23 protein-coding genes are annotated in these 21,408 nt (G+C 52.7%); 9 read left to right on the forward strand and 14 right to left on the reverse strand.

What is annotated here, in order from left to right; translation table 11 throughout:
- Nucleotides 1-47 precede the first annotated feature (47 nt).
- On the forward strand, nucleotides 48-1,034 hold the full coding sequence (locus tag ABIB59_RS13160; protein ID WP_039078058.1) for a sensor domain-containing diguanylate cyclase: 987 nt from the start codon (nucleotides 48-50) through the stop codon (nucleotides 1,032-1,034).
- On the forward strand, nucleotides 1,031-1,753 hold the full coding sequence (gene fucR / locus ABIB59_RS13165; RefSeq protein ID WP_039078059.1) for an L-fucose operon activator: 723 nt from the start codon (nucleotides 1,031-1,033) through the stop codon (nucleotides 1,751-1,753). Before ABIB59_RS13160 ends, fucR begins: the two co-directional genes overlap by 4 nt.
- Here the strand turns inward: fucR and hybG are convergent.
- The 10 genes from hybG to ABIB59_RS13215 form a co-directional block, all read right to left on the reverse strand.
- Complete coding sequence (hybG, locus tag ABIB59_RS13170; RefSeq protein WP_071194558.1) at nucleotides 1,744-1,998, reverse strand: hydrogenase maturation factor HybG; 255 nt, start codon at nucleotides 1,996-1,998, stop codon at nucleotides 1,744-1,746. The two genes, fucR and hybG, sit on opposite strands and share 10 nt — an antisense overlap.
- 2 nt (nucleotides 1,999-2,000) lie before the next feature.
- The gene (hypA, locus tag ABIB59_RS13175) at nucleotides 2,001-2,345 is read right to left on the reverse strand and encodes a hydrogenase maturation nickel metallochaperone HypA (protein WP_071194557.1); all 345 of its coding nucleotides are present in this window, start codon (nucleotides 2,343-2,345) and stop codon (nucleotides 2,001-2,003) included.
- On the reverse strand, nucleotides 2,338-2,814 hold the full coding sequence (gene hybE / locus ABIB59_RS13180) for a hydrogenase-2 assembly chaperone (protein ID WP_039078062.1): 477 nt from the start codon (nucleotides 2,812-2,814) through the stop codon (nucleotides 2,338-2,340). Before hybE ends, hypA begins: the two co-directional genes overlap by 8 nt.
- The gene (locus ABIB59_RS13185) at nucleotides 2,807-3,301 is read right to left on the reverse strand and encodes a HyaD/HybD family hydrogenase maturation endopeptidase (protein ID WP_039078063.1); all 495 of its coding nucleotides are present in this window, start codon (nucleotides 3,299-3,301) and stop codon (nucleotides 2,807-2,809) included. Before ABIB59_RS13185 ends, hybE begins: the two co-directional genes overlap by 8 nt.
- Nucleotides 3,301-5,004 carry a hydrogenase 2 large subunit gene (gene hybC, locus ABIB59_RS13190; protein ID WP_039078064.1) on the reverse strand — a complete coding sequence of 568 codons (1,704 nt, stop codon included), beginning with the start codon at nucleotides 5,002-5,004 and terminating at the stop codon, nucleotides 3,301-3,303. Before hybC ends, ABIB59_RS13185 begins: the two co-directional genes overlap by 1 nt.
- Nucleotides 5,001-6,173: a Ni/Fe-hydrogenase cytochrome b subunit gene (gene hybB, locus ABIB59_RS13195; RefSeq protein WP_039078065.1), complete on the reverse strand. Its 1,173-nt coding sequence runs from the start codon at nucleotides 6,171-6,173 to the stop codon at nucleotides 5,001-5,003. The genes hybC and hybB overlap by 4 nt, the downstream gene beginning before the upstream one ends.
- Nucleotides 6,163-7,146: a hydrogenase 2 operon protein HybA gene (gene hybA / locus ABIB59_RS13200; protein ID WP_132438597.1), complete on the reverse strand. Its 984-nt coding sequence runs from the start codon at nucleotides 7,144-7,146 to the stop codon at nucleotides 6,163-6,165. Before hybA ends, hybB begins: the two co-directional genes overlap by 11 nt.
- 2 nt (nucleotides 7,147-7,148) lie before the next feature.
- Nucleotides 7,149-8,276: a hydrogenase 2 small subunit gene (hybO, locus tag ABIB59_RS13205; protein ID WP_052249210.1), complete on the reverse strand. Its 1,128-nt coding sequence runs from the start codon at nucleotides 8,274-8,276 to the stop codon at nucleotides 7,149-7,151.
- A 226-nt stretch (nucleotides 8,277-8,502) separates the two neighbouring features.
- On the reverse strand, nucleotides 8,503-8,790 hold the full coding sequence (locus ABIB59_RS13210) for a DUF2623 family protein (RefSeq protein ID WP_165157976.1): 288 nt from the start codon (nucleotides 8,788-8,790) through the stop codon (nucleotides 8,503-8,505).
- 65 nt (nucleotides 8,791-8,855) lie between these two features.
- Entirely contained in the window at nucleotides 8,856-10,505 is a 1,650-nt protein-coding gene (locus ABIB59_RS13215) for a methyl-accepting chemotaxis protein (RefSeq protein WP_039078068.1), read from the reverse strand.
- A 1,097-nt stretch (nucleotides 10,506-11,602) separates the two neighbouring features.
- On the opposite strand from ABIB59_RS13215, the gene ABIB59_RS13220 reads away from it, so the two are divergent.
- The 3 genes from ABIB59_RS13220 to ABIB59_RS13230 all read left to right on the forward strand — a co-directional run bounded on the left by ABIB59_RS13220 (nucleotide 11,603) and on the right by ABIB59_RS13230 (nucleotide 15,223).
- Nucleotides 11,603-12,643 (forward strand): aldo/keto reductase, encoded by a 1,041-nt coding sequence (locus ABIB59_RS13220; protein WP_071194552.1) that lies wholly within the window; start codon nucleotides 11,603-11,605, stop codon nucleotides 12,641-12,643.
- Between the two features lie 214 nt (nucleotides 12,644-12,857).
- The gene (locus ABIB59_RS13225) at nucleotides 12,858-14,084 is read left to right on the forward strand and encodes an ATP-grasp domain-containing protein (protein ID WP_071194551.1); all 1,227 of its coding nucleotides are present in this window, start codon (nucleotides 12,858-12,860) and stop codon (nucleotides 14,082-14,084) included.
- A gap of 26 nt (nucleotides 14,085-14,110) precedes the next feature.
- Nucleotides 14,111-15,223, forward strand: a complete 1,113-nt coding sequence (locus tag ABIB59_RS13230) for a phosphoserine transaminase (protein ID WP_039078071.1) — start codon at nucleotides 14,111-14,113, stop codon at nucleotides 15,221-15,223.
- A gap of 48 nt (nucleotides 15,224-15,271) precedes the next feature.
- Here ABIB59_RS13230 and ABIB59_RS13235 read toward each other — a convergent pair whose 3' ends face one another.
- Nucleotides 15,272-15,778: an ESA_00282 family adhesion-associated protein gene (locus ABIB59_RS13235; protein WP_039078072.1), complete on the reverse strand. Its 507-nt coding sequence runs from the start codon at nucleotides 15,776-15,778 to the stop codon at nucleotides 15,272-15,274.
- A gap of 103 nt (nucleotides 15,779-15,881) precedes the next feature.
- Between ABIB59_RS13235 and ABIB59_RS13240 the strand changes: the two genes are divergently transcribed.
- The gene (locus ABIB59_RS13240) at nucleotides 15,882-16,286 is read left to right on the forward strand and encodes a hypothetical protein (protein ID WP_039078073.1); all 405 of its coding nucleotides are present in this window, start codon (nucleotides 15,882-15,884) and stop codon (nucleotides 16,284-16,286) included.
- Nucleotides 16,279-16,749 (forward strand): cytoplasmic protein, encoded by a 471-nt coding sequence (locus tag ABIB59_RS13245; protein ID WP_079497104.1) that lies wholly within the window; start codon nucleotides 16,279-16,281, stop codon nucleotides 16,747-16,749. The genes ABIB59_RS13240 and ABIB59_RS13245 overlap by 8 nt, the downstream gene beginning before the upstream one ends.
- A 193-nt stretch (nucleotides 16,750-16,942) precedes the next feature.
- Here the strand turns inward: ABIB59_RS13245 and exbD are convergent, their stop codons facing one another.
- Complete coding sequence (exbD, locus tag ABIB59_RS13250; protein ID WP_125123857.1) at nucleotides 16,943-17,368, reverse strand: TonB system transport protein ExbD; 426 nt, start codon at nucleotides 17,366-17,368, stop codon at nucleotides 16,943-16,945.
- 6 nt (nucleotides 17,369-17,374) lie between these two features.
- Nucleotides 17,375-18,109, reverse strand: coding sequence for a tol-pal system-associated acyl-CoA thioesterase (gene exbB / locus ABIB59_RS13255; protein WP_039078076.1), 735 nt, complete (start codon nucleotides 18,107-18,109; stop codon nucleotides 17,375-17,377).
- Nucleotides 18,110-18,361: 252 nt separating this feature from the next.
- On the opposite strand from exbB, the gene metC reads away from it, so the two are divergent.
- Entirely contained in the window at nucleotides 18,362-19,549 is a 1,188-nt protein-coding gene (gene metC / locus ABIB59_RS13260; RefSeq protein ID WP_110295745.1) for a cystathionine beta-lyase, read from the forward strand.
- Nucleotides 19,550-19,680: 131 nt separating this feature from the next.
- On the forward strand, nucleotides 19,681-20,340 hold the full coding sequence (yghB, locus tag ABIB59_RS13265) for a DedA family general envelope maintenance protein YghB (RefSeq protein WP_039078078.1): 660 nt from the start codon (nucleotides 19,681-19,683) through the stop codon (nucleotides 20,338-20,340).
- A 39-nt stretch (nucleotides 20,341-20,379) separates the two neighbouring features.
- Here the strand turns inward: yghB and ABIB59_RS13270 are convergent, their stop codons facing one another.
- Entirely contained in the window at nucleotides 20,380-21,279 is a 900-nt protein-coding gene (locus ABIB59_RS13270) for an AraC family transcriptional regulator (RefSeq protein WP_354035730.1), read from the reverse strand.
- Nucleotides 21,280-21,408: the final 129 nt, after the last annotated feature.

Below are 21,408 nucleotides of genomic sequence, written 5' to 3' on the forward strand. Positions count from 1 at the left end.
TGATATAACCAGTAAGAATGCCTTTTATTTACCCATAATCACGCCAAATGTCTGAAAATGCGCTAAAACAGCAGATCCAGAATCTGAAAAAGCATAACGCCCGTCTGGTGCGAATTGCGCGTGATGCCCGTAACAAGCTCAGCGCGGCGCTGGATGGCACGGGCCTCTGTTTATGGCAGCTTGATGTGCCCAGCGGGAAACTGATTATCTACAACCGACGCTGGGGATCGATGCTCGGCTATCAGCCAAAAGAGCTCAGCGCCCACTTTGATGTCTGGAAAGAGCACCTGCATGAGGATGACCGCCAGCGCGTTCTCGATGCGTTTTATGACCACCTCAACGGCAAAACCCCGTTCTATGAAGCGCTGCACCGTATGCAGCATAAAAACGGCACCGTCACCTGGGTGCTGGACCGTGGGCGTGTCACTGACCGGGACAGCGACGGCAAGCCGTTAAAGGTCACCGGTACCCACATCGACATGACCAAAGAGAAGCAGTATGAAGAGCAACTCGCGGCGCTGGCGAACCACGACCCGCTGACCGGGCTGGCGAACCGCCACGCGCTGATTCATCATTTCGATACGCTCAAGGCGGCTGGCCCGTTGTGCATAGCGTTTATCGATCTGGACGATTTTAAAGTCGTCAACGACACCTTTGGTCACCGTAGTGGTGATGAATTATTGATACAGTTAAGTCGGCGCCTGCGTGAAGCCTGTCCGGAAGGGTCAGTGGTAGGGCGTCTGGGGGGCGATGAGTTTGTCCTGCTGCTACCGTTTGCGCTCAATAGTTTGCTTATCAACAGCACCGCGCATAATTGCCTGCACGCCGCGCTAACGCCCTTCGAGCTGGATAATGGCGAGGCACAGGTGGGAGCATCCATCGGTATTGATGAAGTACAGCGCGGCGACGATTTTGTTAACGCATTACGCCGCGCAGACCAGTCGATGTATCAGATAAAACATACCGGTAAAAATGGAGCAGCCATTGGTCACACGCTGCTGTCCCTTTCATACCGGCAGGCGGAACCGACATGAAAATGACACGCCAGGCTTCGTTGATTCAGCTACTGGCAGAACATGAGACATTGACCACCGACGCACTCGCCGGGCAGCTTGGCGTCAGCAAAGAGACCATTCGTCGGGATCTAAAAGCGCTACAGACGCAGGGAAAAATTGTGCGCCGCCACGGTCGGGCGCGATTACTTCACACGCCGCAACAGAGTGATGGAGAGCCGTTTTACGCCCGGCGTAAAAGCCATTATGCAGATAAAGCCGATATTGCCCGCCACGCCCTGAACTGGATTGAGCAAGGGATGACGCTGGCGCTGGATGCCAGTTCGACCTGTTTTCATCTGGCGCGCCAGTTGCCGGATATCCCCCTGACAGTCTTTACCAACAGCCTGCCCGTTTGCCAGGAGATGGCGCGCCGCCAGCATATCAATCTCATCTGCTCCGGCGGGCGGCTGGAGCGGCAAAATCGCTGCTACGTGAACCCGGCGCTGGTCACAATGCTGAAATCGCTTGAGGTCGACCTGTTTATTTTTTCCTGCGAAGGGGTGGATGCCAGCGGGGAGATGTGGGATTCAACGAAATATAACGCCACCTATAAAGCGCACCTTCTGCGTCGTGCAAATCAGTCTTTATTGCTGATTGATAAAAGTAAATTTTACCGGGCCAGCGAGGCGAAAATCGGTAATCTGGCGCTGGTCACCCAGATGATTACCGATGCCAAACCCGGTCTGGTTCATCTTTGAGGTTCGGTGAAATCCATATCCAGTTCGCGCAGGGCTTCCAGCGTCGCCAGGGCTTCTTCCTCATCAATCACGCTCATGGCAAACCCCACGTGCACCAGCACCCACTGACCAAGCAGCGCGGCGGGTTCGCTTTCACACACCAGCATAATATTCACGTCGCGGCGAACGCCGCAGACATCGACCTGCGCCAGATGATGAGCGCTTTCACCGACGCTCACCACCTGGCCGGGCACACCAATACACATAGTTACTCCTGATCGACTTCGATACTTTTGATTTGCATGCCGCTGTCGTTTTCCCGCTGCAAGCCGGGGCTGTGGCAATGCGGGCACACCTCATCCCCGCTCACCTCAACGCTTTCGTTGCAGTTCCAGCACCAGGCCAGCGAAGGACGCTGTGAAAGATGCAACTGACACCCTTCTGCCACCGTTCCCCGGCAGGTTATCTCAAAGCCAAAACGCAGGGCGCTCTCCTCGATACAGGCAAACGCCCCCAGTTCCAGCCAGACGCCCGTTACCCGCTTTGCCCCATGCTGCTGAGCCTGTTGTTCAAGGATCTCAACCAGGTTCTGGCACAGGGAAAGCTCATGCATACTCGCCGCCTTTAAGGCCAGCAAACAGGGCTCGGCGGCTGAGCTGCGGGTCACGCACCGGCAGAGAAAGCACCATACGCAGGCAATCCTGGGCCAGCGTTTTCCCTTGCCCGACACAGAGATCGTGCGCCAACGGCGACATCAGTGAACAGGCGCAGTACTGGGATATCCCATCCAGTTCGCCGACGGTAAACATCATCTCGCCAAAGGGAAGTTGCAGGCCGATCTTCTCCCCCACTTTTCGCGGGGGCCAGCACTGATCCGGGCCGGGAAAGATAGCCAGGCTCAGCATCCAGGGCGTCAATACGCAGCCGATCCATTGCCCTTCAAACAACGTAAAGCCGGGGACAAAAACCGGCATAGTCGGATGTAAAAAGGGCAAATCCTGCATCTCATCTGTGGCAATGCGCGCAAACGCTGCTTCCACCAGTTCATGCGGGGAATGTTGAAAACCGAGGAAATCAGACATACGCGCGCTCCCGTAATGCCGGTGTTACGCCGGATTCCTGTAGCGCCATAAGTACCGCCTGTAACGCAGGCTCCAGGCTTGCCTCAACGATTGGCGTCAGCCCGATGTTCGGCTCCAGCGAGTGGGGAATCACCCCCACCAGGGTAATGTTATCCGGGAATTCGCCGGTAAAGCGCAGGGCGGAAAGGACATCAGATAGCCCCAACTGATGGGGCGAGATTTTATTGTTGAACAGCACCGGCACCTCTTCATCACGCAGGATAAGCAGCGCGCCCGGCTCGCTTTTGCGCGACACGATCGCATCAACGATGATCAGGTGGGTGCGATTCGCCATGGCTTCCAGCAACTCCATGCCCGCAGTGCCGCCGTCCAGCACCTCTACGCCTTCCGGCATAACATAACGCTGCTCCAGCGCTTCAATAACACGAACGCCAATGCCTTCGTCGCTCAATAAAATGTTACCGACACCCAGTACCAAAATACGCATCACAGCACCTTCACCGAGACAACATCGTTACCGTCCGCGTCGACAACATGCACCGCGCAAGCCATGCAAGGGTCAAACGAGTGGATGGTACGCACCACTTCCAGTGGTTTATTCGCATCCGCAATCGGAGTGCCAATCAGCGACTGCTCATACGGCCCGATATCGCCATTAGCATTACGCGGACCGGCATTCCAGGTCGACGGCACTACCGCCTGGTAGTTGCTGATTTTGCCGTCCTTGATAACCATCCAGTGCGACAACATACCGCGTGGCGCTTCCAGGAAACCCACCCCTTTAAACTCGCCCGTCGCCGGAATATCCGGTTTCACGAACGTCACGTGGTCGCCTTTGCCGATATTGGTAATCAGCGCCTTGTATTGATGCTGCAGGATATGCTGTAGCTCGCAGGCGTGAACGGTACGGCCAATCACGCGGCCAAGTGTGGAGTGCAACTGCTCGACGCCAAGGGTTTTCCCGGTAAGTTTCTGGTAAATAGCAATGATATCGTTAAGTTTTTCCCAGGTCGTTTCCCGTTTCGCGGCCAGCTTATTGAGCATGTTCGCCAGCGGGCCAACTTCCACGGTTTTGCCATAGAAGGTGGGGGATTTCACCCAACTGTATTTGCCCTCGTCCTGCCAGCCCGTATAGGCAGGCACGGTCGTCCCTTCCCACGGCGCCTGCGGTTCCTCATCTTTATACCAGGCGTGTTTCGCGCTCTCCTGAATCCCCTTGATCAGGTATTCGTCACTGTGGGAAGTGATTTCACGACGGGTAGCGAGGTCCCCGTTGGCAATGTAGCCTCCGGGGAAAAGGAAGCTGCCATTCTGGGCATCAGTAGGGAATTCCGGCGCGCTCAGATAGTTAACCGCGCCTTTGCCCATCGTCAGCCATTCCGGGTAGAACGCCGCGATCACCGCCGTATCGACCTTGTAAACCTGCTCGACAAAGTCTTCCAGCCGGTCAATAAAGGTTTTGATGTACATCAGGCGCTCAAGATTGAGCACGCCCAGCCCATCGAGGTTAATCGGGTTAGCCACGCCGCCAACCGCCAGGTTCTGGATATGCGGGCTTTTGCCACCAAGCAACGCTACCACGCGGTTGGCATCACGCTGACACTCGAGCGCCTGCAGATAGTGCGCCACGGCAATCAGGTTAATTTCCGGCGGCAGTTTCATTGCCGGATGTCCCCAATAACCGTTGGCGAAAATACCTAACTGCCCGCTGGCAACCAGCGCTTTGATTTTCTGCTGCACTTTGGCGAACTCTTCGGCGCTGTTTAGCGACCAGTTCGAGATGCCTTTTAACAATGCCGACGCTTTTTGCGGATCGGCCTGCAAAGCCGAGGTGATATCTACCCAGTCGAGTGCGGAAAGCTGGTAGAAATGCACGATATGGTCGTGGGTGGTGTGCGCCGCCAGAATAATATTACGGATGTACTGAGCGTTTAGCGGCACATTGATTTTCAACGCGCTTTCCGCCGCACGCACCGAGGAAATCGCATGGGTGGTGGTGCAAACGCCGCAAATGCGCTGCACGATCATCCACGCATCGCGCGGATCCCGCCCCTTCACAATCTCTTCCATTCCGCGCCACATGGTTCCCGATGCCCAGGCACGGGAAACCACGCCGTTTTCAATTTCGCAATCAATGCGTAAATGACCCTCAATACGGGTCACCGGATCGATGGTGATACGTTGACTCATGCTTTACTCGCCTCATGGCTTTCTGATTGTTTTAACGGGGGAATTATGGGTAACAGGCGGATAAGTAGGATGTACGCGCAAATCTCCGTTGCCACAAAACCAATGGAAATGATCAGCTCTTCAGCCGTTGGGAAGTAGTGGTAGCCGTCACCGGGATTGAATGCCAGTAAAGAGTAGGACAGACGCCACAGCGCACAACCCAGCAGCATACTCACCGCACCGGTAAACAGGAACCGGGCGTCGTTGCGCAGGCGCGGCACACGAAACACCACCAGCGGGAAAGCCAGCAGCAGTATTTCGGCCCAGAACATCAGGCTGTAACCATCCCCGGCAAAAGCGAACGACAGTTTGTTACGCCAGATAAGCTCGCCAAAGCGCGCCACCAGAAACAGCGCCAACAGCACGCTCAACGTACCGGTAAGTTTACTGAACAGGTGCCGTTCATCCGGCCCGTTTCCTTTTAACCCCGCCTGTAGCAAAGAACCTTCAAAAATGAGGATGGAGAAGCCCATAATAAACGCCGTCAGCAACGAGAAAAGCGGCAGCATTTCATAGCTTTGCCATAGCGGATGCACTTTGTGTCCGGCGGCAATCATCAGCGATCCCATTGACGACTGGTGCATGGTGGGCAGTAACGCACCCAGCGCAATGATGAAAAACATCACTTTATTGAGCCGTTTTAGCGACACCTTCCAGCCCAGACGCTCCAGCAAAGCAGGGGCAAACTCCAGCGCCATCACGCCGATATAAATCGTCATGCACACCGCAGTCTCGAACAGCACCGAGTTGACGTTAAAATGGCCCGGAATGTAGAAATACGGCAGGTTCCAGTAACGACCAACGTCGACGGTAATGGATAAGCCCCCCAGCGAATAACCGAAGAGGCTGGCCAGCAGTGCCGGACGCACCAGCGGATGATATTCGCCACGATTAAAGGCATAGACCATCCAGGCGAGCGCCCAGCCGCCACAGGCGAAACCGGTGCCGATGAGCAAGTCGAAGGCGATCCAAATCCCCCACGGATACCCACCATTCAGGTCGGAAACGGATCCCAGACCGAAAACCAGGCGCTTGAGGATAAACAGCCCGCACAAGACGATCAGCGGCCCAAACATATAGATCGGTTTACTGAGTAACTTTCCGCCAAGCGGCTGCGGATCATGATGCATCGTCATCCCCTCCCTTATGGTCATCGCTTCGGGTATGGCGATACACCAGCGCGGTCAAACCCGCAAGAACGGCCAGCGGCAACATCATCCCCTTGTACACCGTATGCTGAATGTTTTCTGAACGCGCACCGGTTGAAACATCATCCAGCTCCGGCAAGCCCAGACAGGTATAAGGCACGCCCGTCAGTACCATGACCTGCGTGCCTCCCCCTTCATGCTCGCCATAAAGGTGCGGATGATATTTCGGGACTTCGCGAACGTTAGGATCGTTGGCATCCAGCGTCTGGCGCGGGTAAGGATATTCACTGCCGGGTTGCAGTTTCAGGCGCTTCTGCGCCTCGGCCAGCAACGCTTCGCGCGTACCGAAAATCACCGCGCCGGTTGGGCAGACTTCGACACAGCCCGGCAGCCCCCCTTTGTTGAGCCGCTCCACGCCCGCCTGATTACAGAGCTCACATTTATGCAGCGCGCCGAAGGGGTTGTTGTAATCGTACTTCGGCACGTTGTAGGGACAGGCAACCATGCAATAGCGGCAACCGGTACAGACGCTGGCGTCGTAATGGACGATGCCGGTTTTGGGATCTTTTTTCAGGGCCGAAACCGGGCAGACAGAAACACAGTTCGGGTCAACGCAGTGCATGCACTGTTTTTTGATGTAGGCATAACCGTCTGTCGGCTGATCTTTATGCTGCGCCGTACCGCTACGCCACACCTGGATAATATTGTTGGTATAGGGGGTGAGTTTGGCATTATTCGACCAGGTCTGTTCGCCCTGTGGGTTACGTGCCGGGAAGTTGATATCCTGACAGCGGGTGACGCACGCCTGGCAACCGACACACAAGGTGGAGTCGTAGAGCATTCCCCACGCGCCCGGTATCGCCGGGCGGTTATGCACAGCGGCGGAAACGGGTAGTGCTCCCCCCGCCAGTAGCGCTCCGCCGGAGGCCACCTTCAGAAAGTTACGTCTGTTCACGGTCACTCTCCCTGTGAGTCAGCGTTGTTTTTCTTTTGCTGGCGGCCCAGCTCGCGCACCGTCATTACCCCTACGCCTGCCAGTAATCCCACCACGCCACCCAGCAGACCGACAGCGGAAGCCGACATCACGCCGCCTTCTTTGCTGTTCACCTGTGGCTTATCAACGCGAGGCGTGGTGTTTTCAACATGCGCCAGTTGGTGGATGCCTTTGTGGAAGCCAACGCCCTCTTCGTTACAGCCATAGCAAGGGTGACCAATGGAAACCGGCCAGACACCGCCCACGTCGCAGAATTGCAGCGTTGAACAGTTGCCCCAGGTTTCAGGTCCTTTACATCCCAAATGGTAGAGGCACCAGCCTTCACGATGCCCGTCATCGCCAAACTCTTTGGCGAAGCGTCCGGCGTCGAAATGGGGACGCCGCTCGCAATGCTCGTGAATCAGGCGGCCATAGGCAAAGAGCGGACGGTTTTTCGCATCAAGCTTCGGCGGTTTGCCAAAGGTAATAATGTGCGCCACCGTGGCGAGGAAATTGTGTGGGTTTGGCGGGCAGCCTGGAATGTTAATCACCGTTTTGCCTGGGAGCACCTCTTGCAGGCCCACCGCCCCGGTGGGGTTAACCCCGGCTGCGGCCACACCGCCCCATGCAGAACAGGAACCAATCGCGATAATCGCCGCGGCATTTTCTGCCGCTTTACGGATATGGTCGATAATCGGTTCGCCCGCCACCATGCAATAAATGCCGTTATCTTTAAGCGGAATCGAACCGTCTACCACCAGAACGTACTGCCCTTTATAGGTTTCCAGAGCGTGGTGTTTGTTCTCTTCGACCTGGTGACCAAACGCGGCGCTCAGTACTTCGTGGTACTCCAGCGAGATGGTTTCCAGCACGAGGTTTTCAACGGTGGGATGCGTTGCGCGAAGCAGCGATTCAGTACACCCAGTACACTCCTGTGCGCCAATCCAGACCACGGGCGGGCGCCTGCTCTGGGTGACGGCTTGCGCCATCTTCGCAGCAGCAGTGCTGCTAAGCCCCATCGTGGCTGCCAGTGCGGTACAAAGCTTCATAAAATCGCGACGATTAATGCCGCAGGAGGTAAAAGAAGTCAGTTGAGGAATTTCGTCGGCCATGCATTGTCATTCCTTTGCCAAAAATTAGCCCTGTTTTTACACTGGATTCAGGCAATGGGTGTGCGCGTGCGATCAAGTAATCATACAAAAAGTGTGTCTATACGAATGAAACATTCAATATCAGCGTGGTATGTCACAAAGTACAGGGTGTTTACACAGGGCATAAAAACGAAGAAAGCCACGCAGAAGAGTGGCTTTCTAAAAGGGTAAAACGGTTCCGGTATGCTTAGCTTTCGGCCCGGTAGCCAGCCATAAAAAAACGCATCGCCGTGCCGGAATGGCTCTCACGGAAAAAATCCATGATCATCTCTTTATCCAGCCCATAGCGGCGCGTCAGCACGCCAGCCTCCCAGGCACTCAGTTGCCTGTCACCGGTTTTTTCGAACATACGATGCGAAAAACCGAGCACAAAACCGCGTTTATAGTCAGAACAAAAACGCGCGACCCTACTGGCTTCATCCGCCTGTGTTGCCTTAAGCCCTGCCATCAACCCTTTGCCAAAATGGTTTTCCATTCTTACTGCCCTCAACCGATATATACATAACTATATAGCGATATTTTGAGCAGTAACAGTGTTATTTAAAACGCGACCCATTCATCTGACGAAGAAGCGGCTTTCTTAGCCGTACCGCGCAAGGCAGGTGTTTTCACTGCCGTCGGCGCAGCGACGTTGACCTGCTCATTAGCAGACAAACGGAACTGTTGTACAGAACGCTGCAACTCTTCTGTTTGTACCTCAAGTGCCGCCGCTGCAGCAGAAATTTCTTCTACCAGCGAGGCGTTCTGCTGGGTGACGCTATCCATCTGAGTAATCGCGACGCCTACCTGCGAAATGCCTTTGCTCTGCTCCGCGGATGCGGCAGCAATCTGTTTCATGATGGTGGTCACTTCGGTAACCGCACGCAGAATGCCTTCCATCGTAGTGCCGGTGTCATTGACCAGTTTGGCGCCTTTCTCCACGCGGGTAACGGAGTCCGCGATAAGCGATTCGATCTCTTTCGCCGCGCCTGCGCTTCGGCTGGCCAGGTTACGCACTTCGCCTGCAACAACCGCAAAGCCACGCCCCTGCTCACCCGCACGAGCAGCTTCGACAGCGGCGTTAAGTGCCAGGATATTGGTCTGGAAGGCGATGCTATTAATGACCGTAGTGATTTCCGCAATTTTCTTCGAGCTTTGAGAGATGCCATCCATTGTGCTGATGACTTCCTCTACCAGCGCGCCGCCCTTACTCGCCGTTGAGGAGGCGACATCGGCCAATTCACTTGCCTGGCTGGCGTTATCGGCGTTCAGTTTCACCGTTGCCGTCAGTTGTTCCATGCTGGCTGCCGTCTGTTCCAGCGCTGCCGCCTGCTCTTCGGTACGGGAAGAGAGATCATTGTTGCCGCTGGAAATCTCGGTCGCGCCGCGCCAGATATTCTCACTACCGTTACGGATAGAGCTGACCGCATCTCGCAGGCTATCCTGAGTCGCACGCAGCAAGGGCACGACACGTCCTACGCAATTGCGGCCAAAATCCGGGATTGGCTGGCTAAGGTCACCCTGTGCCATTTTCGTGAAGTGATCACGAATGGCATCCAACGGTCTCACCAGCATCGTCACCAGGTAGCGGTCGGTGAATAGCAGAATCAGTAACCCCAGCACCATTGCCACGATAATAATCGCACGGGTGATGTGGGTCTGGCTGTCAACCATCACACGGGTTTCGTCAAGACTAACACCTGCCGCTTTATTAAAGCTGTCAGTGGTTGCGCCAAATGCCCGACTCAATGCAGGGGTCACGGTGTTTGCCTGCTGACGATAGGCTTCAACCGACCCTTGTTGGGCCGCCTGCATCTGCGGTGTAATGCCCTGATCAAGCAGTGCCTGCCAGGCAGCGATTACCTGCTCTGATACCTTGGGATCCATAGGTCCTGGAGAGATAGCTTTAAACTCGGTGAGTTTTTTCGCCATGCTCTCAAGCGACTGCTGTGCAGGACCAAAATCGACTGCACCGCCTGCGCTTTTTGCCTCCATCGCACGACTAAGGCGCGTAACAAAACGGAAATACTGGTCATTGCCCTGGCTAAGCAACGTCATCTGTGACACAAGCTGGCGATCAACTTCATTGCCATCAGCCACTTTTGAAAGAGAGAAAACGCTATACAAACCGACGCCGGACCACAACAGGCCAAAAATGCCCAGGATCACCAGCATGACGATTCGGATAGTAAAGTTTTGAAGCATACGCATAATTATTTCCTTGCAGTGAAGGGACATGCTTACTCGAAATTGAGAGTTAATTCCTTTATCGGCAACATTTAGGGAATTTGTATGGTTCAAAGTAAAAAATCGATCACAAAATGGGCAATATTTGTCCATATCCCATCGTGGTTTACCTTCACTTATGAATGTTATTTTTTGAAAACAAGGCGCGGTTTATCATTCGATTTTTAAGGTTAGCAACCTAACTAAACTATATGTAACTGCTTTATATTATGAGAGAAATTTATTGATGAGTTATTACATCCGTAATTAAAGTAAAAAATAAAAAACGTTCTTTATAAATAAAACAAAAATTAAAAAAGATCTGAGAAAAATATTATAAATAAACAAAAAAAGACACCCAATAAAGGAAATAACAACATACCGACACCGCATTCAAATTTAAAACAAAGATATAAGAATCATAATAAAATACAAAAATAAATATTAACCATGCTGCCATAAATAAAATCAAAGAAACAATAACCATACCATTTGTAATGCTAATGCGTTTTTTGTTACCCGTAATGGTGACAAAAGGCGGTCTCCACCGTGACGTCCAGAGAGAATGGTAACCTTCTGATTAAAATGCGATAAATGGAACAGCGCATTGCTTTGAAAGTGACACTGCGCAGGCAGGATGACGGGAAGCATGGAAAGCCAACTGTTATTTCGATCATATTCAATAAATATAATTTATCGTTTTTCCGTCTCATAGCAACAACGGTGCACGAACGTCATAACCTAAGAATTTTCTCAGAAAATTTGCGCATCTTCCGGAAAAGCTCGCATGCCGCATCGCCGACAGCACTGTCGATATGAAGCATTTGCGCAAGCCTATTTTACCTTGCCGTAACGTCTTAAACACAATATAACCTCAACGCCCAGAGCCCCTTCGTCGGAGTTCAGTGTCGACAATCTATTTCAGCACCTGATAACCCCATAAAGCGAATAATCGCGCGATGTTATCATTAGAGAGAAGAACGCTAGCGAAGAGATTTTTTATCCCGTCGAGAGCACGCCACCAGAACCGTTATAGAATAAAAACACTGTTTCGACCCTACATCTACAAGAAAGGAGACATCATGCCCTGGTTTGCCAACCCTGCTCGCTATGAGCAGATGCAGTATCGTTACTGCGGTAAAAGCGGCCTGCGCCTGCCCGCACTGTCGCTGGGTTTGTGGCATAGCTTCGGCCATGTTCAAGCCCTTGATTCCCAGCGTGCTCTGTTACGTAAAGCCTTCGATTTAGGCATCACCCATTTTGATTTAGCCAATAACTACGGTCCGCCTCCGGGTAGCGCGGAAGAAAACTTTGGGCGTTTGCTGCGTGAAGATTTCACCGCTTACCGCGATGAGTTGATCATATCCACCAAAGCAGGATATGACATGTGGCCCGGCCCTTACGGTTCCGGCGGCTCCCGTAAGTACTTACTCGCCAGCCTCGATCAAAGCCTGAAACGCATGGGGCTGGACTACGTCGATATCTTCTATTCGCACCGTGTCGATGAGAATACGCCGATGGAAGAGACCGCCGCTGCGCTGGCCCAGGCCGTACAGAGCGGCAAAGCGCTCTATGTCGGTATCTCCTCTTATTCAACGCCGCGAACCCAGACAATGGTAGCGCTGCTGCGCGAGTGGAAGATTCCCCTGTTGATCCATCAGCCTTCTTACAACTTGCTTAACCGCTGGGTCGATAAAACCGGCTTACTGGATACGCTCGACGCCAACGGCGTTGGCTGCATCGCCTTTACCCCGCTGGCACAGGGATTGCTGACCGGAAAATACCTTAACGGGATCCCGGAAGGTTCGCGGATGCAGAAAGAAGGGAAGAAGGTTCGCGGACTGTCGGAAAAAATGCTGACCGAAGCCAACCTGAACAGTCTGCGGTTGCTTAACGAGATGGCCACCGCGCGTGGGCAATCCATGGCGCAGATGGCGCTGAGCTGGCTGCTGAAAGACGACCGTGTCACCTCCGTGTTGATCGGCGCAAGCCGTCCGGAGCAACTGGAAGAAAACGTGCTGGCGCTAAACAATCTGACATTCAGTGAACACGAACTGGCGCAGATCGATAAGCATGTTGCCGACGGTGAACTCAACCTCTGGCACGCCTCCTCCGATAAGTAAAAATGATGGGGGCGCAGTTCCCCCTTCTTTTATTACCATTCAGGTGGTTTATCGGCATTTCATAGAAAAATTCGCACTATTTACCCCAGCAATGACGCACTTTCCGAGGGTAACTCCCGTTATCCCGCTTTTTATCCCCGCTAATCACCGCATTGCCATCTGGTCATTTATAGCATCATAAGTCATATCGACTGTATAACCAGAGGCACTCAGTATGTCGTTAACGTCAGAGCCGGAAGCTCAATCGTTGCCATTCCTGGGAATGGCGCCGTTTTTACGTATGAGCATCGCAGGTATTGACTTCTCCTCTATGGCACAAGAAATGATCGCCCTTGCGGAAAAAGCACCGGAAGATGCGACCCTGTGGATGAACCTTGCCACGGCCATGATGAGCCTGAAACATGAAGAGTTAGGTCTGCAAATTCAAAACCAGGCGCTGCAGATGCAACGTGTTTACCACTGGCATGCGCGTCAGCCAACGAAACTGCGTGTACTGATGCTGATGGTGCCGGGTAATCTTTCGGCCAATATTCCGCTCGACTGCCTGCTTGAAGATAGCGACATCGATCTCATCAATTACTATGTCGATCCCACTGCGCCGCATCCGTTGACGTCACCCGTGCCGGAACACGATCTGGTGATGGTGGCGATTGGTGCCAGCGACGAACAAAGTGCCGTTTTGCAGCGCCTGGAGAATGTTCTGCGCGACTGGCCTACGCCGGTCCTGAATCCGCCTCAAAACGTCCCCAATTCTGAACGCCACAACGCCAGTATCCTGCTGCAAAATGTGCCCGGTCTGGTGATCTGTCCGGCGCTGCATATCAGCCGCCAGTCTCTGCAGTCTGTGGCAGCGGGAGAGAAGTCCGTCTCCGATATCGCCGACGATCACGCCTTTCCGATTATTCTGCGCCCGGTCGGCAGCCATGGTGGTCACGGTCTACAAAAAGTGGATAACCGTGAGGCCGTCGCGTCCTATCTGCAGCAGAACGACGAGGATACGTTTTTCTTGTCCCGTTTCGTGGATTACAGCGGTGACGACGGTCTGTTTCGCAAAATGCGCCTGGTGCTAATCGACGGCAAAGCGTATGCCTGCCATATGGGCGTGTCGTCCAACTGGATGATCCATTACGTCAACGCAGGGATGTACGAAGACGAAAACAAACGCGCTCAGGAAGCCCGCTTCCTGAACGAATTCGCTGATTTTGCCGCACGCCACCATGATGCGCTGGACGCAATTAGCCAGCGCACAGGCCTTGAGTACATCGGTATCGATTGTGCCGAGACGCAGAGCGGCGAACTGCTGATTTTTGAAATCGATCCGGCGATGGTCGTGCACGCCATGGACGACGAAGTGATGTTTCCCAACAAGCAGATTCATATGCATAAAGTCAAAACTGCGATGCGGGAAATGTTGTTACAACGGGCCGGTAAAACGCTCTAACCCATTTATGCTACACAGGTATGAACATGTCATTGAATCCGAATAACGCACTGAACTTCTCCGGCGGCCCGGGCGCGCTGCCCGAGGTGGTATTAAACCAGGTCCAACAGGCGATCATTAATGTCCCTGAGGCGGGGCTGTCCATTCTTGGTATCAGCCACCGTTCGGACTGGTTTGAAAATGTGGTGCGTGAAACCGAAAACAATATCCGCACGCTGTTAGGCCTGCCTTCCAACTACCATATCCTGTTCCTGCAGGGTGGTGCGACACAGCAGTTCTCTATGGTCCCAATGACCATGCTGCGGGGGAAAAAACACCCGGCAGAATATTTTGATACCGGCTACTGGAGCCGTAAAGTGGTGACCGAGGCCATGCGTGAAGGCCCGGTTCGCGTCATCTGGAGCGGTGAGGAACATGGGTATCGTCGTTTGCCGACCGATGAAGAGTTAGATTTTTCGCCGGACGCTCCGTACATTCACTATGTCTCCAACGAGACGGTAGAAGGTCTGCAGTTCAATCGTATTCTGGGCCGCGACGACGTGCCGCGCGTCTGTGACATGTCTTCTGACTTTTTGTCTAAGCCGTGTGAGGCCGATAAATTCTCGCTGATTTACGCCCATGCGCAGAAAAACATTGGTCCGGCAGGCGTTACCATCGTACTGGTTCGTGACAGCGTGGTACAAAACGCCCCGGATAACCTGCCGTCATTCCTGGACTATCGCCGTCAGGTTGAGTCACACTCGAACTTCAACACCCCGCCGGTCTTCGCAATTTATGTTGTACTGCTGGTCACACGCTGGCTGCTCAATGACGTCGGTGGGCTGGAAAACATGGCTCAAATCAACCAGCAAAAAGCGAAATTGCTGTATGGCCTGATTGACGGCAGCAATGATTTCTACCGCCCATGGGGTGAAGCGGCTTTCCGTTCTGATATGAATGTTGCGTTCAATTTGCCGACGAAAGAGCTGGAAGCGTTGTTCCTGAATGAAGCGACAGCCGCTGGATTCTCCGGCCTTGGCGGTCACCGCGCGATTGGCGGCGTACGCGCCTCAATCTATAACGCGCTGACGCTCGGTGCGGTAGAAAAACTGACCGGTTTTATGGAAGATTTCCGCTTTAAACACCACGCGAAATATTGATTCGCCTGCTCCACTGCTGCTCCGGCAGCAGTGGAGCGTCACGACAGGTTACACCTGTGCCGGGTCTATCTCCGGGCGCTGATATTCCGGCCATACCAGCACGACCAGTTCCGGGTAGGCCTCCATGCTGAACTCGCGAAAACACTGGCGCAGGTTCAACACATCAAGGTCAGAGTGCATCACTTTTTCGCCGTTTAAACAGCGCTTTTTAATATTGTCATAATACTTGTAGACGGCAGAATTGAGATCGCTGCAACGGCGCTGCGCCTCAAATAACCCGGGAACGCTATTTATCTCCGCCATGTTCATGCGTTTAATCGTCGCATGAAGAAAATCGATATATTCATGATTTACACGCCAGTACCACACCGGGGTAATGGCATTCATTAGCATTGCGAAATGGTCTTCGCCCTCCTCTTTGGACAGAGGCTTAGCTTGCGGCGCCAACGTTTCAGTTTCAGCTATGGACGGCTTTTTATTGTTCTCGCGCATCAATAAAAGTACGCCGCCCGTTAACAGCAATAAAATGACAACAGAATAATAAATACTGTTCATATGCAGGCTCCATTTTTTTTGATTTTAAAAGTGCGCCATGATATTGTCAACGAACCTCACGCCTGAACTTCTCCTACCTTATTGATATTAAAGGATATTAGAAATGCTCCCCGAGAATCTTGTCCCGGCTCGATTTCACATTTCTGTTACGGAAACAGAACCGGGAGAAGCAGAAAAAGACACTAATTTAACTCAGGGAAAAAGAACGCTCTCTGATTATGCCAGCGATATATTAGCGAATGCCAATCGTACCGGTCAGTCGCGGAATATGTTGCTTGAGGAGCGCGATCGTCATATAAAAGATCGATTATATCGTGTGGTAAAAATCGAAACTTTTGCCCGCCTGCTGAACGATTTGCAAGCCGAAGGCGAGATTGATGCCCAGACATTAAGCCAAATAATTTCCGAAAAGACCAAACAAATTAATGAAGCAGGAAATGAAATTTGGCTTAATCTCATTACCCGCGAAAAAGATACGCCTTTGTTTTATAAGCTAGGGGATGAATGACGTGGAGAAAATAGATAATAACGACGTTTATTTGACTTTAGACAATCAACCCAGCGACGAATTTATCTTAAAGCAAAATATTGATGCACTGATTCAGAGTAAGAACGCCACCATACAGCGCATTGCCCATGAGCTCATCTCTATCCCTGCGGCCCTTGTACGACTAAAGTGGCAAAATCGCCGGGAAATCTATGCCTTTCAGGTCAAAGAAGAGATCTATGGTGCGACAATCAACGCTATCGTGGAGGAGCGCCCTGAACTGCTGGAAAAAATAATGGCCAGGCTGGAAGCCAATTACCAGCATATCCTTGCCAGAGAGACCGCAACCCTGCGCATCAGCCGTAAGCTTGCCGATGAAGAATACCGCACCGCGGTTGTGACGACCGTTGCGCCTGAGGAAAAACCTGCGTCAGAAGACGCGGCAACGCCCCTCACGTCAGAGCCTGCGCAAGCACTGAAATAACCTTATTATCCCTCCCCTTATTATCAATAATTATTCACCCGATTTGACTATTCACTGAATCATTCCCACTGTATTGGTTTACGCATTCTCAGGTTAAGATTCCCTGAAATAAGGTGTTATATCGTCGGCTGAGCGGAGCCCTGAAAACAAAAAGGCCGACCCGCAGGCCAGCCTTAATAAGCAAACGCGAAGGTTACTTCGCGGCTGCAACCTCTTCGCCGACCAGGCCAATTTTGAGATAGCCCGCGCGATGCAGAGTATCCATCACCTTCATGATGGTTTCGTAATCAACAGTCTTATCCGCACGGAAGAAGACCGTCGTGTCTTTCTTCCCTTCGGTGATGGCATCAAGCTGAGTCACCATCGTTTCGTCAGTCACCGGATCGTTACCAATGAACATGCTGTTATCCGCTTTGACAGACAGGTAAATGGGTTTTTCCGGACGCGGCTGCGGCTGACTGGTAGAAGCCGGCAGATTAACTTTCACATCTACCGTTGCAAGCGGCGCAGCCACCATGAAGATAATCAGCAGAACCAGCATAACGTCGATAAACGGCGTTACGTTGATTTCGTGCATTTCGCCGTTATCGTCGAGGTTTTCGTTAAGACGCATTGCCATGGGGCATCAACCTACTCGTAGTTTCTGGGCGGCGTGAACGGGTTTTGCTGCGGCGCTGGCAGCCAGATCCAGATCGCGGCTTTGCAGCAGCAGAACCTGTGCGGCAACATCACCCAGCGTCGCTTTATAACCGCCGATCATGCGGGCGAAGATGTTATAGATAACCACCGCAGGAATTGCCGCCACCAGACCGATCGCGGTGGCCAGCAACGCTTCCGCGATACCCGGTGCAACCACGGCAAGGTTAGTGGTCTGCGTCTGGGCAATACCAATGAAGCTGTTCATGATGCCCCATACGGTGCCAAACAGCCCCACGAACGGGGAAATAGCGCCAATCGTCGCAAGATAACCATTACCACGGCCCATATGACGGCCCGTAGCGGCAACGCGACGCTCAAGGCGGAAACCCGTGCGCTCTTTAATACCTTCGTTATCTTCGCTACCCGCGGACAACTCCAGCTCATTTTGGGCTTCGTTAATTAACTGCGTGCTGAGGCTTCTGGCATGGAAAGCGGAGGCGATGTCACTGGCCTGATCCAGCGAACGGGCATCAGCCAGCAATTGCTGTTCACGTTTAAGGCGGCGTTTATGCGCAATCATCTCAGCACTTTTACTAAAGAAGATTGCCCAGGTGACCACTGATGCCAGAATCAACCCGATCATCACAATTTTTACTACGATGTCGGCATGTTGATACATACCCCAAACGGAAAGATCCGCCTGCATCAAATTATTACCCACTGTGTATCTCCACGACGCATATCACAAAATCTGAGCATAATAATATCAAAACATCGTCGAATTGATAGTAGTTCTCATTAGTATTTACATACTGCCGCAATATTCCCGCTTTTTCCTTGCGCTCACGCAGTAAAAAAGTTTCATCGCCGAATATTCATAAAATTTTATGCTTTATCAGAACAGGCACCGATGCATCGTCTGGCATTCATGGTAGTCTGGACATCCAGACGTATAAAAACAGGTTAGGCGAACATGACGGCGAAGCATATTGATACCGCTCTGGTGAACGCGGGGCGCAGCAAGAAATACACGCAGGGTTCGGTGAATAGTGTCATTCAACGGGCTTCCTCCCTGGTTTTCGACACTGTCGAAGCGAAAAAGCAGGCCACGCGTAATCGCGCAAAAGGCGAGCTTTTTTACGGGCGTCGCGGCACGCTGACCCATTTCTCGTTACAGGACGCCATGTGTGAGCTGGAAGGCGGCGCGGGATGTGCCCTTTTCCCGTGTGGCGCCGCGGCAGTGGCAAATACCATTCTGGCGTTTGTAGAACAGGGCGACCATATCCTGATGACCAATAGCGCCTATGAACCAAGCCAGGATTTTTGTACGAAGATCCTCACCAAGCTCGGCGTGACCACCAGTTGGTTTGACCCGATGATCGGCTCAAGCATTGTGCGTCTGATTCAGCCCAATACGAAAATCGTGTTCCTCGAATCCCCTGGCTCCATTACCATGGAAGTTCATGACGTACCGGCAATTGTGCAGGCGGTCAGAAGCGTGGCGCCAGAGGCGATCATTATGATCGACAATACCTGGGCGGCAGGCATTCTCTTTAAAGCCCTTGAATTCGATATCGACATTTCCATTCAGGCCGCCACCAAATACCTGATTGGCCACTCTGATGGGATGATCGGCACCGCGGTTTCCAACGCCCGTTGTTGGGATCAACTGCGTGAGAATGCCTATCTGATGGGGCAAATGGTCGATGCGGATACGGCGTATATGACCAGCCGTGGCCTGCGTACCCTTGGCGTACGTCTGCGTCAGCATCATGAAAGCAGTCTGAAAATCGCGAAGTGGCTGGCTTCGCACCCGCAAGTCGCGCAGGTTAACCATCCGGCGCTGCCCGGGAGCAAAGGTCATGAGTTCTGGAAGCGCGATTTTAGCGGTAGCAGCGGCCTGTTTTCCTTCATTCTGAACAAGCGTCTTAACAATGAAGAGCTGGCGGCCTATCTCGATAATTTCTCACTGTTCAGCATGGCCTACTCATGGGGTGGGTATGAATCATTAATTCTGGCAAATCAACCGGAACAGATCGCTGCTATTCGTCCTGATGGCGGAGTGGATTTTAGCGGTACTCTGATTCGTGTTCATATTGGTCTGGAAGATGTTGATGATTTAATTGAAGATTTGGCCGCAGGTTTCCAGCGTATCGTTTAAATTGTTAACTGCTGGTTGAAAATTCTGATTACGCTAGCAGAATACTCTGTATTAATTGCGCCTGGGATCAAGGTGTTTCGGGCGATAAGCAGGTACAATAGCCTTCTCTAAGCGGTACCACAGGAAAGTCCATGGCTGTAATTCAAGACATTATCGCTGCGCTCTGGCACCACGACTTTGCAGCGCTGGCGAACCCACATATTGTTGGCGTCGTCTATTTCGTGATGTTTGCCACACTCTTTTTAGAAAACGGATTGCTTCCGGCCTCGTTTTTACCTGGGGACAGTTTGCTTTTATTGGCTGGCGCACTGGTGGCGCGTGGTTGCATGGACTACCTGTCGACACTCCTGATCCTGACGTCTGCCGCCAGTCTGGGCTGCTGGTTAAGCTACCTGCAGGGACGTTGGCTGGGGAATACGCGAGTGGTGAAGAGCTGGCTGGCGCAGTTGCCGGAGAAATATCACCAGCGCGCAACCTGCATGTTTGACCGTCACGGTTTGCTGGCGCTGCTGGCCGGGCGCTTCCTGGCTTTCGTGCGTACTCTGTTGCCAACCATGGCCGGCATTTCAGGCTTGTCCAGCCGCCGCTTTCAGCTTTTCAACTGGCTCAGTGGCCTGCTGTGGGTCGGCATGATCACCACGCTGGGCTATGCCATTAGCATGATCCCCTTCGTCAAACGCCACGAAGATCAAGTGATGACATTCCTGATGATTCTGCCGCTTTTCCTGCTGGTCGCCGGGCTGGTGGGTACGCTGGCCGTCGTGATTAAGAAAAAATACTGCAGCGCCTGATACCTTTCCTTTTTCCTTCTCCCAAAAGGAGAAGGAAAATCAACCCGCTTGCATCATGCGAATTCTCGCAACATCTTCCCCCGGCGTGACGCCAAAATAGCGTTTAAACTCGCGGCTGAATTGCGACGGGCTCTCATACCCCACATGAATGGCCGCAGCACTGGCTTTCATACCATCATGGATCATCATCATTCGCGCTTTGTGCAGACGGTAGCTTTTAAGGTACTGCAACGGCGAGGTGCTGGTCACCGACTTAAAGTTATGGTGAAACGCAGAGACGCTCATATTGGCTTCCGCCGCCAGTTCGTCGACGCTCAGGTTTTCCGTGTATTGGCTCTCAATGCGTTTCAGCACCCGGCTGATTAAGCTGAAATGGGTCTGGCGGCTAACCAGCGCCAGCAGTGCGCCGCCACGCGGTCCAGTGAGCACGTGATAGAGCAGCTCGCGAATGATCTGTTTTCCCAGAATACGGGCATCCAGCGGGCGTTCCATCACGTCGAGTAAACGCTCCGCCGCACACAGGATCTCTTCGGACAGCGTGGCAGAGTTGATGCCGCTTGCCGCCATCGCAGGCTGGAAAGATTCATCTTCGCCAATATCCATCAGCAGTTCCTGTAGCTGCAGAATGTCGACGTTAAGGCGTAACCCCGCCAGCGGAACCTCCGGCGTTGCATAGGTCTCACACTCAAAGGGTAAGGGTACGGTAAGCAGTAAATATTCATTGGTATCATAGCGAAATACACGCTCGTTGATATAACCAATCTTATGGCCGGAGAAGAGAAAAACGATCCCCGGTTGATACATCACCGGCGTGCGGGTTCCCGGTTCAGTACCGTAAAGTAAACGGATATCCGGAAGCAGCGTACTGAGATAGTTTTCATTATTTTTCAGTAGTTTTACTTTATGCGTTAGCGCCTGGCAAATCTCGTCACGGTTCATAGCTCGCCGCTCCTTCACTGTTTTTCGACCGCTACAGTGTGCAATCTTTTGTGCGGTTTCTCCAGCAAGCTGGAGAAACAGGCAAGACATCGGCAGAAACGTGCATTGAGAGGTAAGCCCACCACGGCC

Origin of the sequence: Citrobacter sp. UYEF32 (assembly GCF_040546205.1) — a bacterium.
GTDB classification, from domain to species: Bacteria; Pseudomonadota; Gammaproteobacteria; order Enterobacterales; family Enterobacteriaceae; genus Phytobacter; species Phytobacter diazotrophicus.

What these genes read in the sequence shown, in the direction of transcription:
- hypA (WP_071194557.1), bottom strand. Translation starts at nt 2,345, where the DNA reads ATGCATGAGCTTTCCCTGTGCCAGAACCTGGTTGAGATCCTTGAACAA.
- exbD (WP_125123857.1), bottom strand. Translation starts at nt 17,368, where the DNA reads ATGGCAATGCGTCTTAACGAAAACCTCGACGATAACGGCGAAATGCAC.
- ABIB59_RS13215 (WP_039078068.1), bottom strand. Translation starts at nt 10,505, where the DNA reads ATGCGTATGCTTCAAAACTTTACTATCCGAATCGTCATGCTGGTGATC.
- ABIB59_RS13270 (WP_354035730.1), bottom strand. Translation starts at nt 21,279, where the DNA reads ATGAACCGTGACGAGATTTGCCAGGCGCTAACGCATAAAGTAAAACTA.
- hybC (WP_039078064.1), bottom strand. Translation starts at nt 5,004, where the DNA reads ATGAGTCAACGTATCACCATCGATCCGGTGACCCGTATTGAGGGTCAT.
- hybE (WP_039078062.1), bottom strand. Translation starts at nt 2,814, where the DNA reads ATGTCTGATTTCCTCGGTTTTCAACATTCCCCGCATGAACTGGTGGAA.
- ABIB59_RS13245 (WP_079497104.1), top strand. Translation starts at nt 16,279, where the DNA reads ATGAATGACGTGGAGAAAATAGATAATAACGACGTTTATTTGACTTTA.
- ABIB59_RS13235 (WP_039078072.1), bottom strand. Translation starts at nt 15,778, where the DNA reads ATGAACAGTATTTATTATTCTGTTGTCATTTTATTGCTGTTAACGGGC.
- hybB (WP_039078065.1), bottom strand. Translation starts at nt 6,173, where the DNA reads ATGCATCATGATCCGCAGCCGCTTGGCGGAAAGTTACTCAGTAAACCG.
- ABIB59_RS13225 (WP_071194551.1), top strand. Translation starts at nt 12,858, where the DNA reads ATGTCGTTAACGTCAGAGCCGGAAGCTCAATCGTTGCCATTCCTGGGA.
- yghB (WP_039078078.1), top strand. Translation starts at nt 19,681, where the DNA reads ATGGCTGTAATTCAAGACATTATCGCTGCGCTCTGGCACCACGACTTT.
- hybO (WP_052249210.1), bottom strand. Translation starts at nt 8,276, where the DNA reads ATGGCCGACGAAATTCCTCAACTGACTTCTTTTACCTCCTGCGGCATT.
- ABIB59_RS13240 (WP_039078073.1), top strand. Translation starts at nt 15,882, where the DNA reads ATGCTCCCCGAGAATCTTGTCCCGGCTCGATTTCACATTTCTGTTACG.
- ABIB59_RS13160 (WP_039078058.1), top strand. Translation starts at nt 48, where the DNA reads ATGTCTGAAAATGCGCTAAAACAGCAGATCCAGAATCTGAAAAAGCAT.
- ABIB59_RS13220 (WP_071194552.1), top strand. Translation starts at nt 11,603, where the DNA reads ATGCCCTGGTTTGCCAACCCTGCTCGCTATGAGCAGATGCAGTATCGT.
- fucR (WP_039078059.1), top strand. Translation starts at nt 1,031, where the DNA reads ATGAAAATGACACGCCAGGCTTCGTTGATTCAGCTACTGGCAGAACAT.
- metC (WP_110295745.1), top strand. Translation starts at nt 18,362, where the DNA reads ATGACGGCGAAGCATATTGATACCGCTCTGGTGAACGCGGGGCGCAGC.
- ABIB59_RS13230 (WP_039078071.1), top strand. Translation starts at nt 14,111, where the DNA reads ATGTCATTGAATCCGAATAACGCACTGAACTTCTCCGGCGGCCCGGGC.
- ABIB59_RS13210 (WP_165157976.1), bottom strand. Translation starts at nt 8,790, where the DNA reads ATGGAAAACCATTTTGGCAAAGGGTTGATGGCAGGGCTTAAGGCAACA.
- hybG (WP_071194558.1), bottom strand. Translation starts at nt 1,998, where the DNA reads ATGTGTATTGGTGTGCCCGGCCAGGTGGTGAGCGTCGGTGAAAGCGCT.
- ABIB59_RS13185 (WP_039078063.1), bottom strand. Translation starts at nt 3,301, where the DNA reads ATGCGTATTTTGGTACTGGGTGTCGGTAACATTTTATTGAGCGACGAA.